Source organism: Kitasatospora sp. NPDC004531 (genome assembly GCF_053602195.1).
Genome location: NZ_JBSGDD010000132.1, coordinates 1 through 13,457, shown reverse-complemented (window position 1 = coordinate 13,457; position 13,457 = coordinate 1). Strand labels below are relative to the sequence as shown.

Here is a 13,457-nt window from a genome sequence, read left to right as displayed (position 1 = left end):
GAGCGGCGGACCGGATCCGGTCCGCCGCTCGCCGTCTTGACGCGGGGTCAGTCCAGCAGGCCGAGGCGGCGGGCGGCCGTCTCGGGGTCGATCGGGACGATCTGCGGCTGGGGTGCGCCGGCCACCGCCCAATCCGGGTCCTTGAGGCCGTTGCCGGTGACGGTGCAGACGATCCGCTGGCCGGGGTCGACCAGTCCGGCCTCGGCCTTGGCGAGCAGGCCGGCCACCGAGGCGGCGGAGGCGGGCTCCACGAAGACGCCCTCCTGCGCGGCCAACAGGCGGTACGCGGACAGGATCTGGCGGTCCGTCACCTTGTCGATGAGGCCGCCGGACTCGTCCCGGGCGGCGAGCGCGTAGTCCCAGGAGGCGGGGTTGCCGATCCGGATCGCGGTGGCGATGGTCTGCGGCTTGAGCACCGGGGCGCCGTCCACGATGGGGGCGGAGCCGGAGGCCTGGAAGCCCCACATGCGGGGGGTCTTCGAGGAGAGGCCGTCGGCCGCGTACTCGCGGTAGCCGCGCCAGTAGGCGGTGATGTTGCCGGCGTTGCCGACCGGGAGGACGTGGATGTCGGGGGCGTCGCCGAGCATGTCGACGATCTCGAAGGCGGCGGTCTTCTGGCCCTCGATGCGCACCGGGTTGACCGAGTTGACCAGGGCGACCGGGTACTTCTCGGAGAGTTCGCGGGCGAGCGTGAGGCAGTCGTCGAAGTTGCCGTCCACCTGGAGGATCTTGGCGCCGTGCACCAGCGCCTGGCCCATCTTGCCGAGGGCGATCTTGCCCTGCGGGACGAGCACGGCGGAGACCATGCCGGCCCGGACCGCGTAGGCGGCGGCGGAGGCGGAGGTGTTGCCGGTGGAGGCGCAGATGACGGCCTGGGCGCCGTCCTCCTTGGCCTTGGAGATGGCCATGGTCATCCCGCGGTCCTTGAAGGAGCCGGTCGGGTTGGCGCCCTCGACCTTGAGGTAGACCTCGCAGCCGGTGCGCTCGGAGAGCACCTGGGCGGGGACGAGCGGCGTGCCGCCCTCCAGCAGGGTGACGACGGGGGTGGCGTCGGTGACCGGGAGGCGGTCGCGGTACTCCTCGATGAGGCCGCGCCACTGGTGGGTGCGGGTGCCTCGGGCAGCGTTTCCGGTAAGGGCGTTCATGGTTCCTCTTACTCCCCTTCGACCCGCATGATGCTGGCCACGTCGCGCACGCTGTCCAGTGCGCGGAGCTTGTCGACCGTCGCCGACAGGGCGGCGTCGGTGGCGCGGTGGGTGACCACAACGAGCGCGGCGTCGCCGTCGCGGCCCTGCTGGCGGACGGTGTCGATGGAGACGCCGTGCTCGGCGAAGACCGAGGCGACCTGGGCGAGCACGCCGGCCCGGTCGTCCACGTCGAGGCTGACGTGGTAGCGGGTGACGACCTCGTCCATCGGCTTGGCGGGCAGCTGGGCGTAGACCGAGTCGCCGGGGCCGGTGGTGCCGTTGACCTTGTTGCGGCAGACCGCGACCAGGTCGCCGAGGACCGCGGAGGCGGTCGGCGAGCCGCCCGCGCCGGGGCCGTAGAACATCAGCCGGCCGGCCGCCTCGGCCTCGACGAAGACCGCGTTGTAGGCCTCCCGGACGGAGGCCAGCGGGTGGCTGAGCGGGATCATCGCCGGGTGCACCCGGGCGGTGACCGAGGCGCCGTCGGCGGAGCGCTCGCAGATCGCCAGCAGCTTGACCACGCAGCCCATCTGCTTGGCGGAGGCGATGTCGGCGGCGGTGACCTCGGTGATGCCCTCGCGGTAGACGTCGGCGGCGGTCACCTTGGTGTGGAAGGCGATGCCGGCCAGGATGGCGGCCTTGGCGGCGGCGTCGAAGCCCTCCACGTCGGCGGTCGGGTCGGCCTCGGCGTAGCCCAGCGCGGTGGCCTCCTCCAGCGCCTCGGAGTACCCGGCGCCGGTGGTGTCCATCTTGTCGAGGATGAAGTTGGTGGTGCCGTTGACGATGCCCAGCACCCGGTTCACCTTGTCGCCGGCCAGCGACTCGCGCAGCGGACGCAGCAGCGGAATGGCGCCGGCCACGGCGGCCTCGTAGTAGAGGTCGACGCCGGCCTCGGCGGCCGCGGCGTGCAGTTCGGCGCCGTCCTTGGCGAGCAGCGCCTTGTTGGCGGAGACCACCGAGGCGCCGCCCCGGAAGGCTTGCAGGATCAGCGATTTGGACGGCTCGATGCCGCCGACGACCTCGATCACCACGTCGATGTCGTCGCGGCCGACGAGGGCCTCGGCGTCGGTGGTGAGCAGGTGCTCGGGCACCCCGGGGCGGGGGCGCCCGGCCCGCCGGACCGCGATGCCCGCGAGCTCCACCGGGGCGCCGATGCGCGCGGCGAGGTCGTCGGCCGTCGTCGTCATGATGCGCGCCACCTCGGAGCCCACCACACCACAGCCCAGCAACGCCACCTTCAGCGGGCGCGTACGCATCATCCGACTCCGCTCTGCATTCTTCGGTCCCCGGCGGGGCGATTCGGTGTCCCCGGGGGTTTTCCTGTCCGTACCAGTCTCCGGGACTTTCCGCACGGATCTACGGCCGGTCCACGTTCTGAGACGAAAATTTCGTCAGCCGATATCGAGGCGCAGGAGATCCTCTTCCGTCTCGCGGCGGACGATGACCCGGGCGGCGCCGTCGGCGACGGCCAGCACGGGGGGCTTGAGGGCGTGGTTGTAGTTGCTCGCCATGGACCGGCAGTAGGCGCCGGTGGCGGGCACCGCGATCAGGTCGCCGGGGGCCAGATCGGCGGGCAGGAAAGCGTCCCGGACCACGATGTCGCCGGACTCGCAGTGCTTGCCGACCACCCGGACCAGCATCGGCTCGGCCTCGCTGGTGCGGGAGACCAGCGCCACCGAGTACTCGGCGTCGTACAGCGCGGTGCGGATGTTGTCGGACATGCCGCCGTCCACGCTGACGTAGGTGCGCAGGCCCTCCAGCCGCTTGACGGTGCCGACCTCGTACAGCGTGAACGCGGTCGGGCCGACGATCGCCCGGCCGGGCTCCACCGAGATCCGAGGGGCCGTCAACTGCGCCGCGGCGCACTCGCGTCGGACGATCTCGCCGAGCGAGGCGGCGATCTCGGCGGGCTCGCGCGGGTCGTCGTCGGGGGTGTAGGCGATGCCGAGGCCGCCGCCGAGGTCGATCTCCGGCAGTTCGACGCCGTGCTCGTCGCGGACCTCGGCGAGCAGGCCGACCACCCGGCGGGCGGCGACCTCGAATCCGGCGAAGTCGAAGATCTGCGAGCCGATGTGCGAGTGGATGCCGCGCAGCTCCAGGGAGGGCTTGGCCAGCACCCGGCGGACCGCCTCGGCGGCCAGGCCGCCGGACAGCGACAGGCCGAACTTCTGGTCCTCGTGCGCGGTGGCGATGAACTCGTGGGTGTGCGCCTCGACGCCGACGGTGATCCGGATCAGCACCGGCTGGCGGACGCCCTGCGCCTCGGCGATCTCCGCCAGGCGGTCGATCTCCTGGAAGGAGTCGACCACGATGTGTCCGACGCCGGCCTTCACGGCCTGCTCCAGCTCGTGCACCGACTTGTTGTTGCCGTGCAGTGCGATCCGCTCGCCCGGCATGCCGGCCGCCAGCGCCACCCGCAGCTCGCCGGAGGAGCACACGTCGACGTTGAGGCCCTCCTCGTGCAGCCAGCGCACCACGGCCTTGGACAGGAACGCCTTGCCGGCGTAGTACACGTCCGCTTCGGTGCCGAAGGCGTCCCGCCAGGCGCGGGCGCGGGCCCGGAAGTCGGCCTCGTCCAGCACGTACGCGGGGGTGCCGAACTCGGCGGCCAGGGTGCGGACGTCGATGCCGCCGACGGTGGCGACGCCGTCCGCGTCGCGGGTGACGGTGCGCGACCAGACCTTCGGGTCGAGGGCGTTCAGGTCGGCGGGCGGGGCCTGGTAGTGGCCCTCGGGCAGCACGTCGCCGTGCCGGGGGCCTGCGGGGTGTGCGGAGCGAGACATGTGAGGTACTTCCTCGGCCTATGGCAAGGGGCGGCGACCGGTCTCCGTCGACCGGTCGGCCGCCCCCGCTGCGCTTGGGGGTTGTGGTGCGTTACATCCGCTCGGGCGCCGAGACGCCCAGCAGGCCGAGGCCGTTGGCGAGCGTCGTTCGCGTGGCGTCGGCGAGCCAGAGGCGGGCGTGCGTGAGGTCGGTGACCTCCTCGTCGCCCTTCGGCAGGATCTGGCAGTTGTCGTAGAAGCGGTGGTAGGCGCGGGCCAGCTGCTCCAGGTACGTGGCGACGTGGTGCGGCTCGCGCAGCTCGCCGGCCTTGGCCAGCACCCGCGGGAACTCGCCGAGCTGGCCGAGCAGGTTGTTCTCCCACTCGGTGCTCAGCAGCTCCGGTTTGAAGTCCGCGCCGCGCTCGATGCCCTTCTCCACGGCGTTGCGCTGCACGGAGCACATCCGGGCGTGCGCGTACTGCACGTAGAAGACCGGGTTCTCGGCGGTCTGGCTGGTGACCACGTCGATGTCGATGGTGATGGTGGAGTCGGTGGACTGGCGCACCAGCATGTAGCGGGCGGCGTCCACGCCGATCCAGTCGATCACGTCGTCGATCGTGATGATGTTGCCGGCGCGCTTGGAGAGGCGGACCTCCTTGCCGTCGCGCAGCATCTTCACGAACTGGCCGATCATCACCTCGATGTTGCGGTCCATGTCGTCGCCGGCGCAGGCCGCGATGGCCTTGAGGCGGTTGACGTAGCCGTGGTGGTCGGCGCCGAGCATGTAGACCGAGACCTCCGCGCCGCGGTCCCGCTTGCTCAGGTAGTAGGCGGCGTCGGCGGCGAAGTAGGTGGTCTCGCCGTCGGCCTTGATCAGGACGCGGTCCTTGTCGTCGCCGAAGTCGGTGGTGCGCAGCCAGATCGCGCCGTCCCGGTCGAAGACGTGGCCCTGCTCGCGCAGCCGCTCGATGGCCCGGCCGACGGCGCCGGAGTCGTGCAGCGACTTCTCGGAGAACCAGGTGTCGAAGTGCACCCCGAACTCGGCCATGGAGCGCTGGATCTCGGCGACCATCAGCTTCAGGCCCTCGGTGCGGAAGGCCTGCAGCTGCTCGTCCTCCGGCAGCTCCAGGATGCCGGGCATGCCCTCGGTGACGGCCTTGGCGATGTCGTTGATGTACTCGCCGACGTAGCCGTCGTCCGGTACCGGCTGCCCGTTGGCGGCGGCCTTCAGCGACTTGGCGAACTTGGTGATCTGCACGCCGGCGTCGTTGAGGTAGTACTCGGTGGACACCTCGGCGCCGGACGCCTTCAGGACACGCGCCAGCGAGTCGCCGACGGCGGCCCAGCGGACGCCGCCGATGTGGATCGGGCCGGTCGGGTTCGCCGAGACGAACTCCAGGTTGATCTTCAGGCCCTTGAGCGCCTCGTTGCGGCCGTACGCCTGGCCGGCCTCGACGATGGTGCGCGCCAGCTCGCCCTGGGTGGCGGCGTCCAGCGTGATGTTCAGGAAGCCCGGACCGGCGATGTCGACCTTGGCGACGCCGGTGATCTCTCGCAGGCGGGCGGACAGGATCTCCGCGACGGCTCGCGGCGGCCTGCCGGCCGGCTTCGCGAGCTGGAGGGCCACGTTGGTGGCGTAGTCGCCGTGGTCCCTGTTCTTGGGCCGCTCGACCGTCACGTGCGCGGGCACGTCGACGGTCAGCTCGCCGGCCTGGACGGCGGCGCTGACGGCGGCCTGGACTGCCTGGGAGAGTTCTGCGGGTGTCACGGGGCCAAGCCTAGGCGAGACGGGGTGGTCGCCCGCCACTCGGTTTGCCGGACGGGATGCGCGTCGGGCCGCCCGGTGTGCTTCGTCTCGTCGGAGAGCGCCGCAGACGGGCACATCTCACGGGCGTGACTCGTCCGGCGGAACAAGTTCCTGCGCGTGTTCGCCGAGGGCGAAATTTCGGGCGGCGCGATCGAGGCCGGCGCCGCCGAAGTCGTACGCGAAACGCCTGCCGCCGCCGGGCGCGGCCGGGCGGTGCAGCGCGCGCAGCCGGTGCACCAGCGCGATCAGGTCCGCCGGGTCGAACGGCTTCGCCAGGTAGCCGTCCACCCCCACCGACTCGCCGCGCTCCAGGTCCGCGGGGGTGCAGGCGCTCACGATCGCGATCGGCAGGTGCGCGGTCTCCCACGCGGCGCGCAGCCGGGCCGCCGTGCGCAGCCCGTCCAGCCGGGGCATCACCACGTCCAGGGTCACCACGTCCGGCGCGACGGCCCGGACCACCTCCAGGCATTCGGCACCGTCGGCGGCGGTCACCACCTCGAAGCCCTCCAGCTCCAGGTTGACCCTGATCAGCCGGCGGATCACCTCGCTGTCGTCCACCACGAGGACCCGCCCCGACGTCGCCGCCACCTCACCGAGGGTAGCCGCGCCCCGCCCCGCCCGTCCGGCCTTTCGGTTACTTGCCGGTCGCCCACTGACGGCCCGTCCGCCGCTCCCCGGAAACCCGTGCACGGAGCACGGAGTTTCCCTGGTAGTGTTTTCCCCGCAAGGCCGGGCGATCACCCAGATCACCCAGGGCCCCCGTAGCTCAGGGGATAGAGCACCGCCCTCCGGAGGCGGGTGCGTAGGTTCGAATCCTACCGGGGGCACTTCGCAGCAAGTGCGTGAACGAGGCTCAAGCCCAAGTGGCTTGGGCCTTCTTCGTGTTCCGGGCCGGGTCGGTCCGTCCCGGGTCGCTCACCACGGCCGCGACGTCGAGCGCGGGTGAGGCGGACGCCCGACGCGCGTACGAGATCTTCGTCCACGAGGCGCCGCACGCCGGTCTGCCGGAGTTCGGCGCGGTGCTGGGGCCGTACCCCGGGAACCCGGTCATCGGCGTCGGCCGACCCGGCCGGTTCGTCGGGTACCCGCGCGGCGAGGCCCAGCAGGAGGCCGCCCGCCTCGGCTGCGGCGCCGGGGGCTGACGGCGGGTCAGTGCGGCGGGTGGCGGTGGTGGGCGCCGCGCAGGACGAGGGACGGGGTGGTGGGGTCGTAGGCGCCGCAGGCGGTGGTGGACCAGGGGGACCACTGGCGGGGGACGGCGAAGTAGGGGACCAGGACGGGGCCCTTGTGGCCGGGGGCGGCCTTGGCGGGGAGCAGCGCGGGCAGGACGTCGGGGGTCTGGCCGGCCAGGATCGCGGCGCGGCAGCCGTGGCAGGCGGGGTGGCGCTCGGCGGCGGCCTCGCGGGCGACGGTGCGGGTGCGCCGGCGGGACCTGCGGTTCCCGGTCGGCTCGGCGGGGCCGTGCAGCGGGTTGTAGTAGCAGCGGACGGCGAGCGGGCCGGGCCGCTGTCCGGCGTGCAGCAGGTGGGCGGCGGCGAGGCGTTCGACGGCCTGTTCGGCGAGCACCACGGCGGCGGCCAGGTCGGGCAGGTCGGTGTCGGGGTGGTCGGCGTGGTCGAGCAGTCGGCCGGCCGCCTCGTACGCCTCCAGGGCCCACTGGTAGGCGCGGCGGGCGGCCGACTCCTCGGCGGGGAGCTGGAGTTCGGCGGCCCGGAAGACCGCGCCGGCCGCGGTGACCCGCTCGGCGGCGAGTTCGCGCAGCCGGTCCCGGAGGGCTTCCCACTCCCCCAGCACCAGGGCGTTGCGCTCGCGGATCTCGCGGCGGCTCGGGCGGGGTGCGGTTGTCGGGGCGGGCCCCGCGAGTTTCAGGAACCACCAGCGGCGGAACACCGCGCCTCCCCCTCGTGTGCGTCGTCGGCCCATTGTGGGTGACGGCGGGCGGGGTTTCCAGGGGTGCTCAGGCCGCCTTGGTGACCAGGTCGGCGACGGTGTGGTCGAAGTAGGCGCTGTAGGAGGTGTCGTCGGTGTCGCCGCCCTGCTGGTAGCCGCCGATGACGCCGATCACCTGGCCGGTGGCGGCGTCGATGAACGGGCCGCCGCTGGTGCCGTTGGGGAAGGACGGGCAGTCGATGCGGCGTTGGAAGGTGTCCTGGCGGCTGGTGGTGTTGGTGCACAGGATCGGCTTCTCGGCGCCGTTGGGGTAGCCGTACAGCCGGGCCTGGACGGTCCAGGCGGCGTTGGTGCCGAGCGGGTTGCCGCCGACCACGTCCTCGATCCGCATGCCGTTGCGGGGGGCGACGGCGAGCACGGCGAAGTCCTCGTCGGGGTCTTCGTCGTCCTGCCAGCCGTCGGCGGTGTAGACCTTGGTGACCTGCCAGGTCCCGAACGGGGACTGCCCGTCGTGGTAGCCGGGGGCGAAGGTGATGCCGCTGGTGCCGGAGACGCAGTGCGCGGCGGTGAGGATCAGGTTCCGTCCGGGGCTGTCGATGACGCTGGCGGTGCAGAAGTGGTTGCCGGGTGCGGCGTCGCCGTTGAACAGCGCGCCGACCCGCACCGACTCGGTGTTCAGCGGGGCGTTCCCGGTGACGCCGAGTCTGACGTCCGGCGGCGCGAACGGGGGGATCTGCCGGGTCGGGCCGGAGGGGGCGTCGCTGGGCCGGTCGGCGTTCAGCGGGCCGGCCGCCTCGCTCGCACCGCCGTCCGTGCTCGGGCTCGGGCTCGGGCTCGGGGCGGCGCTGAGGACGGGCGCGGGCGCGGCGATCGGGCCGGCCGCCGCGACGCTGTCCGAGCTGGGCTGCCGGCGCGGGGCGTCGCGCAGGTGGACGGAGTAGATCCCGGCGGCGGCTATCGCACCGACCACGCCGACGGCGAGCACCGAGGTGAGGGCGACCGGGCGCAGCGTACGACGCTTGCGGTGCTTGCTGTGCCGTCCCATGCTGCCCTGTTCCTCCCGACCGGAAGGTCCCTCCGGTGTCCGCGTCGTGGTGGCGCGGACACCGGTTGACCCGAGCTGTCTCGAATATGCGTGGCCGAGCTGGAAATGCCGTGATTCCTGGCTGGGAGACTCGTGAGATTTCCGGTGGCGGACAGCAGGGTCTCATGGTCGGGGCCGGGTGGGGGTCGGCGGCACGGGGCGTGTTCGGGTCAGGCCACCGCTTCGGCCTCGGTCTCGGCGGCTCTGCCCTCGGCCTCGCCGGGGGCGGGGCGGTGGTCGATCATCAGGAACGCGACCACGGCGGCGAGCAGCAGGATGCCCATCGCGACGGCGGTGGCGACCGCGTAGCCGTGCACCGCGCCCTGGGCCTGGACCAGCGGGTCGGTGGGGTTGCGGGTGGCCAGGTAGGTGGCGGTGACGCTGGCGGCGATGGTGTTGAGCAGTGCGGTGCCGATCGAACCGCCCACCTGCTGGGCGCTGTTGATGATGGCGGAGGCGGCGCCGGTCTCCTGCGGGGCGACGCCCAGGGTGGCCAGGCTGATGGCGGGCATGAAGACCAGGCCGAGGCCGATGCCGAGCAGGATCTCGGCGGGCAGCACCAGGCCGGCGTACGAGCTGTCCACCCGCAGCTGGGTGAGCCAGGCCATGCCGCCGGCGCCGATCAGCAGGCCGGGGACCATCAGCGCGCGGGTGGGGACGCGGGTCATCAGGCGGGAGCCGAGGCCGGCCGAGCTGAGGATGATCGCGGCGGTCATCGGGAGGAAGGAGACGCCGGCCCGGATCGGCGAGAAGCCCTTGATGATCTGCAGGTAGTACGTCAGGAACAGGAACAGGCCGTACATGGCGATCACGGCGAGGCCGACGGAGAGCGCGCCGCCGGCCCGGTTGCGTTCGCGGATCAGGTGCATCGGCAGCAGGGCGTGCGGGGTGCGCCGCTCGACCAGGGCGAACACGGCGAGCAGGGCGACGCCGACGCTGAGCGAGGTGAGCACCAGCCAGTCGCCCCAGCCGCGGCCGACGGCCTCGGAGGTGCCGTAGACGATCAGCAGCAGGCCGCCGCAGCCGAGCACCGCGCCGGGCAGGTCGAGCCGGACCCGGTGGGAGCGGTCGATGTGGTCGCGGCGCAGCAGGTAGTAGGCGCCGATCGCGGTGACGAGGGCGATCGGGCCGTTGACGTACAGGCACCAGCGCCAGCTGAGGTACTCGGTGAGCAGGCCGCCGGTGATCAGGCCGATCGCCGCGCCGCCGCCGGCCAGTGCGCCGAAGACGCCGAACGCGGTGGCGCGTTCGCGCGGGTCGCGGAAGGTGATGGACAGCAGGGACAGCGCGGACGGGGCGAGCAGCGCGCCGAAGGCGCCCTGCAGGGCGCGGGCGGCGAACAGCATGCCGCCGGTGGTGGCGAAGCCGCCGAGGCAGGAGGCCAGCGCGAAGCCGAGCAGGCCGACGATGAAGGTGCGTTTGCGTCCGAAGAGGTCGCCGATCCGGCCGCCGAGCAGCAGCAGGCCGCCGAAGGCCAGCGTGTAGGCGGTGATCACCCACTGCCGGTTGGCGTTGGAGATGCCCAGGTCGTGCTGGGCGGACGGGAGGGCGATGTTCACGATCGTCGCGTCCAGGACGATCATCAGCTGGGCGATGGCGATGACCGCCAGGGCCCACCAGCGGCGCGGGTCGGCCTGCTGGGTGTCGGGGGCGTGCTGGGAGGTCACCGGAGGACCGCCTTCCGCCGAATCGGGAGTTGGGGGCCTGGGTCGCGCGCACGGCGCTCTCTCCAGCCAAACGCCCGGGGCTGTCACCGGCAAGGCGGCTCGTTCGGTTTTGTCATCTTTTGGGACGGCAGGCCCGGGTGCCCGGCCGCTCGGCCACCCGGGACGCTTCTGCGGTTACAGCGCGCTCAACTCCGTGACCAGTTCGTCCAGGCCCAGCGAGCCCGCCGACAGCGCCGCCATGTGCCACGCCTTGAGGTCGAACTCCTCGCCGCGCGCCTCGGCGGCCGCCCGGGCGGCGGCGCGGCCGCTCAGCCAGGCCCGCTCGCCGAGCTTGTAGCCGATCGCCTGGCCGGGCAGGCCCAGGTAGCGGACCAGCTCGCTGTCCAGGAACTCGGCGGACAGGCCGCAGTACGCGCCGAAGAACTCGCGGGCGCGCTCCGGCCGCATCGGCTCGCCGGCCGCGAACGGCGAGCCGGCGGGGAAGTCCAGCTCGGCGTGCATGCCGATGTCCACGATCACCCGCAGCGCGCGCATCATCTGCGCGTTCAGGTAGCCGAGGCGGTGGCCGGGGTCGGTCAGGTACCCCAGCTCGTCCATCAGGCGCTCCGCGTAGAGCGCCCAGCCCTCCATGTTGGCGCTGACGCCGCCCAGGGTGACCTGGTAGGTGGAGAGCCGGTCCGCCACGTACGTCCACTGCGCGAGCTGCAGGTGGTGGCCGGGGACGCCCTCGTGGTACCAGGTGGAGACCAGGTCCCACTCCGGGAACGCGTCCCGGCCCAGGGTGGGCAGCCAGGTCCGGCCGGGGCGGGAGAAGTCCAGCGACGGCCGGGTGTAGTAGGGGGCGGCGGCGCTGCCGGGCGGCGCGATCCGCGACTCGACCTTCAGCAGCGGGTCGGCCAGGTCGAAGTGGACGCCCTGCAGGTCGTTCATCGCCCGGTCCATCAGGCCCTGCAGGTACTCCCGCACCTGCTGCTCGCCGCGGATCGCCGGACCGTCGGTCTCCAGCCACGTCATCGCCTGCATCGGGGTCGCCCCGGGCAGCACCTTCTGCGCCTCGGCCCGCATCTGCGCGTCCAGGTCGTGGAACTGCTCCCACGCCCAGCGGTACGCCTCGTCCACGTCGAGGTCGGCGCCCGTCCAGTAGCGCACCCAGCGGGCGTAGCGCTCGCGGCCGACCGCGTCGGGGGTGCCCTGGGCGGCCGGGCCGTACACGTCGCGGAGCCAGTCGCGGAGCTCGACCAGGGCGGCGGTGGCCGCCACCGCGTGGGCGGTCAGCTGCTCGCGCAGGTGCTCGGGCGCGGGGGCGACCAGCTCGCCGAACCAGCCGCCCGGCTGCTCGGAGTCGATCCACTCGGCGAACTGGCCCACCAAGGTGTCCACTTGGCGCGGCGCCGAGAGCAGGCCGCGCCGCACGCCCTCCTCCAGGGTCTGCCGGTACTGGGCCATCGCCTCCGGGAAGCGGGCCAGGCGGCGGCCCAGCCGCAGCCAGTCCTGGTCGGTGTCGGTGGGCAGCAGGGTGAAGACCTCGCGGGTGTTGTGCACCGGCGAGCCCAGGTTGCGGACGGACCGGAAGTCCTCGCCCGCGTCGTGCACGGCCAGCTCCGCGGTCAGCCGCTCGCGCAGCAGCCGGGCGCAGCGGCGCTCGGCCTCGTCCTCGACCGGGCCGGACGCCTCCAGCGCGTCCAGCTCGGCGAGGGTGCGGCGGGCCAGGGCGGCGACGGCGTCGGTGCCCGCCGGGGAGAGGTCGGTCAGCCGGTCGTCCTCCGGGTTGAGGCCGAGGTAGACCGCGGTCAGCGGGTCCAGGTCGGCGAGGGCGTGGACGTAGGAATCGGCGATCCGGCGCGGGGTGGGGCCGTCGACGTGACGATCGTTCAGTTCATGAGCCATCGGGCCATCCTGTCGCAGCCCGGGGCGAATTCAAGCCCTCTTCGGCGGTGATCACGTCAACCGCGTGCCGAGCGCAGCCGGCGCACCGCACGCCCCGGATCCCAGACCGGCCGGCCGCGGGTGATCGGGAAGAACGCCAGTCCGATCAGCGCCGCGCAGAAGTGCCCCAGGTCGGTGAACGTGTGCGAGACCAGCAGCGGCACCAGGTAGAACACCACCAGCCCGCAGCCGTACACCCACCGCCACGCCCCGGCCAGGCCGTACGTCAGCACGCCCTCCACCCCCGCCAGCGCGTACGACACCCCGACGTCCACGGTGTACGCCATGTTCATCGGCAGCACCTGGTGGCGCACGCCCCAGGCGACCACGCCCTGGCTGATCAACGTCGCCAGCACGTGCGCGGTCAGCGCCACGGTCAGCCAGCGGCGGGTGCCGAGCCAGCGTTCGGCGGGGACGTGGAAGACGTGGAACATCACGAAGTAGAACGGGAAGTTCGCCTGCTCGGTCCAGATCAGACTGGCCAGCAGGGCGTGCACCGGACGCGACGTCAACCGGTCGATGTTGGTGGACCGCTGCTCCAGGAAGAAGTGCAGCGCGGCCGGATCCTTCCGGGCCACCACGAAGCTGGTGACCGCGAGCAACAGCAGCCACCCGTACGTCCCCGGGGACCTGCCGATCCACCGCCCCACCGCCCGTACCCACCGCACCAGGCCGCTCCTCGTCGCGTTCCGCAGCTGACCTGTCACAGTCTGCGGTCGCGCCGCCGCCCCGCCCCGCAGGAACCCGCCGGTCGGCGGCACCCGGCGGGGGCCCGCCCGGCGACTACCCTGACACCCATGGCAGCCACCCCCTCCCCCGCGGCGGAGCGCCCCCGACGCACCGGCTACCGCCGACTGCCCGTCCAGCAGCGACGCGAGCAACTCATCGCCGTCGCCCTGGAACTGTTCGCCGCCCGCCCGCCCGAGGACGTCTCGCTCGACGACGTCGCCGAGGCCGCCGGCGCCTCCCGCCCGCTCGTCTACCGCTACTTCGCGGGCGGCAAGCAGCAGTTGTACGAGGCGGCGCTGCGCCGCGCCGCCTCCGAACTCACCGACCGCTACACCCACAGAACGGAACAGCACACCACAGAACTCCAGACACACAAAACCAAATCTCATATAGACAGATCTGAAT

Annotated in this window: 12 protein-coding genes and 1 tRNA gene; 3 read left to right on the top strand and 10 right to left on the bottom strand. The window is 72.7% G+C overall.

Features of this window, described 5'->3' with window-relative positions:
• Positions 1–47: 47 nt before the first annotated feature.
• From thrC to ACWEMJ_RS31720, 5 genes are all read right to left on the bottom strand, one after another.
• Positions 48–1,145: a threonine synthase gene (gene thrC / locus ACWEMJ_RS31740; protein WP_452140590.1), complete on the bottom strand. Its 1,098-nt coding sequence runs from the start codon at positions 1,143–1,145 to the stop codon at positions 48–50.
• An 8-nt stretch (positions 1,146–1,153) separates the two neighbouring features.
• Positions 1,154–2,446 (bottom strand): homoserine dehydrogenase, encoded by a 1,293-nt coding sequence (locus tag ACWEMJ_RS31735; protein WP_452140589.1) that lies wholly within the window; start codon positions 2,444–2,446, stop codon positions 1,154–1,156.
• Positions 2,447–2,578: 132 nt separating this feature from the next.
• Entirely contained in the window at positions 2,579–3,970 is a 1,392-nt protein-coding gene (gene lysA, locus ACWEMJ_RS31730; RefSeq protein WP_452140588.1) for a diaminopimelate decarboxylase, read from the bottom strand.
• Between the two features lie 91 nt (positions 3,971–4,061).
• Positions 4,062–5,717 (bottom strand): arginine--tRNA ligase, encoded by a 1,656-nt coding sequence (argS, locus tag ACWEMJ_RS31725; RefSeq protein ID WP_452140587.1) that lies wholly within the window; start codon positions 5,715–5,717, stop codon positions 4,062–4,064.
• A 117-nt stretch (positions 5,718–5,834) separates the two neighbouring features.
• On the bottom strand, positions 5,835–6,344 hold the full coding sequence (locus tag ACWEMJ_RS31720; RefSeq protein WP_452140586.1) for a response regulator: 510 nt from the start codon (positions 6,342–6,344) through the stop codon (positions 5,835–5,837).
• A gap of 167 nt (positions 6,345–6,511) precedes the next feature.
• Here ACWEMJ_RS31720 and ACWEMJ_RS31715 point away from each other — a divergent pair.
• Both ACWEMJ_RS31715 and ACWEMJ_RS31710 read left to right on the top strand, forming a co-directional pair.
• Positions 6,512–6,583: transfer RNA gene (locus ACWEMJ_RS31715), tRNA-Arg, on the top strand.
• A 36-nt stretch (positions 6,584–6,619) separates the two neighbouring features.
• The gene (locus ACWEMJ_RS31710) at positions 6,620–6,898 is read left to right on the top strand and encodes a hypothetical protein (RefSeq protein ID WP_452140585.1); all 279 of its coding nucleotides are present in this window, start codon (positions 6,620–6,622) and stop codon (positions 6,896–6,898) included.
• A 7-nt stretch (positions 6,899–6,905) separates the two neighbouring features.
• On the opposite strand, the gene ACWEMJ_RS31705 is transcribed toward ACWEMJ_RS31710, so the two are convergent.
• From ACWEMJ_RS31705 to ACWEMJ_RS31685, 5 genes are all read right to left on the bottom strand, one after another.
• Complete coding sequence (locus ACWEMJ_RS31705; protein WP_452140584.1) at positions 6,906–7,646, bottom strand: hypothetical protein; 741 nt, start codon at positions 7,644–7,646, stop codon at positions 6,906–6,908.
• 67 nt (positions 7,647–7,713) lie between these two features.
• Complete coding sequence (locus ACWEMJ_RS31700; protein ID WP_452140583.1) at positions 7,714–8,691, bottom strand: trypsin-like serine peptidase; 978 nt, start codon at positions 8,689–8,691, stop codon at positions 7,714–7,716.
• Between the two features lie 209 nt (positions 8,692–8,900).
• On the bottom strand, positions 8,901–10,397 hold the full coding sequence (locus tag ACWEMJ_RS31695; protein WP_452140582.1) for an MFS transporter: 1,497 nt from the start codon (positions 10,395–10,397) through the stop codon (positions 8,901–8,903).
• A 174-nt stretch (positions 10,398–10,571) separates the two neighbouring features.
• Positions 10,572–12,284, bottom strand: coding sequence for a DUF885 domain-containing protein (locus ACWEMJ_RS31690; RefSeq protein WP_452140581.1), 1,713 nt, complete (start codon positions 12,282–12,284; stop codon positions 10,572–10,574).
• A gap of 56 nt (positions 12,285–12,340) precedes the next feature.
• The gene (locus ACWEMJ_RS31685; protein ID WP_452140580.1) at positions 12,341–12,991 is read right to left on the bottom strand and encodes a rhomboid-like protein; all 651 of its coding nucleotides are present in this window, start codon (positions 12,989–12,991) and stop codon (positions 12,341–12,343) included.
• 129 nt (positions 12,992–13,120) lie between these two features.
• Here ACWEMJ_RS31685 and ACWEMJ_RS31680 point away from each other — a divergent pair.
• The coding region (locus tag ACWEMJ_RS31680; RefSeq protein ID WP_452140579.1) for a TetR/AcrR family transcriptional regulator at positions 13,121–13,457 on the top strand (337 nt) is incomplete at its 3' end.

What these genes read in the sequence shown, in the direction of transcription:
- thrC (WP_452140590.1), bottom strand. Translation starts at nt 1,145, where the DNA reads ATGAACGCCCTTACCGGAAACGCTGCCCGAGGCACCCGCACCCACCAG.
- ACWEMJ_RS31735 (WP_452140589.1), bottom strand. Translation starts at nt 2,446, where the DNA reads ATGATGCGTACGCGCCCGCTGAAGGTGGCGTTGCTGGGCTGTGGTGTG.
- lysA (WP_452140588.1), bottom strand. Translation starts at nt 3,970, where the DNA reads ATGTCTCGCTCCGCACACCCCGCAGGCCCCCGGCACGGCGACGTGCTG.
- ACWEMJ_RS31700 (WP_452140583.1), bottom strand. Translation starts at nt 8,691, where the DNA reads ATGGGACGGCACAGCAAGCACCGCAAGCGTCGTACGCTGCGCCCGGTC.
- ACWEMJ_RS31690 (WP_452140581.1), bottom strand. Translation starts at nt 12,284, where the DNA reads ATGGCTCATGAACTGAACGATCGTCACGTCGACGGCCCCACCCCGCGC.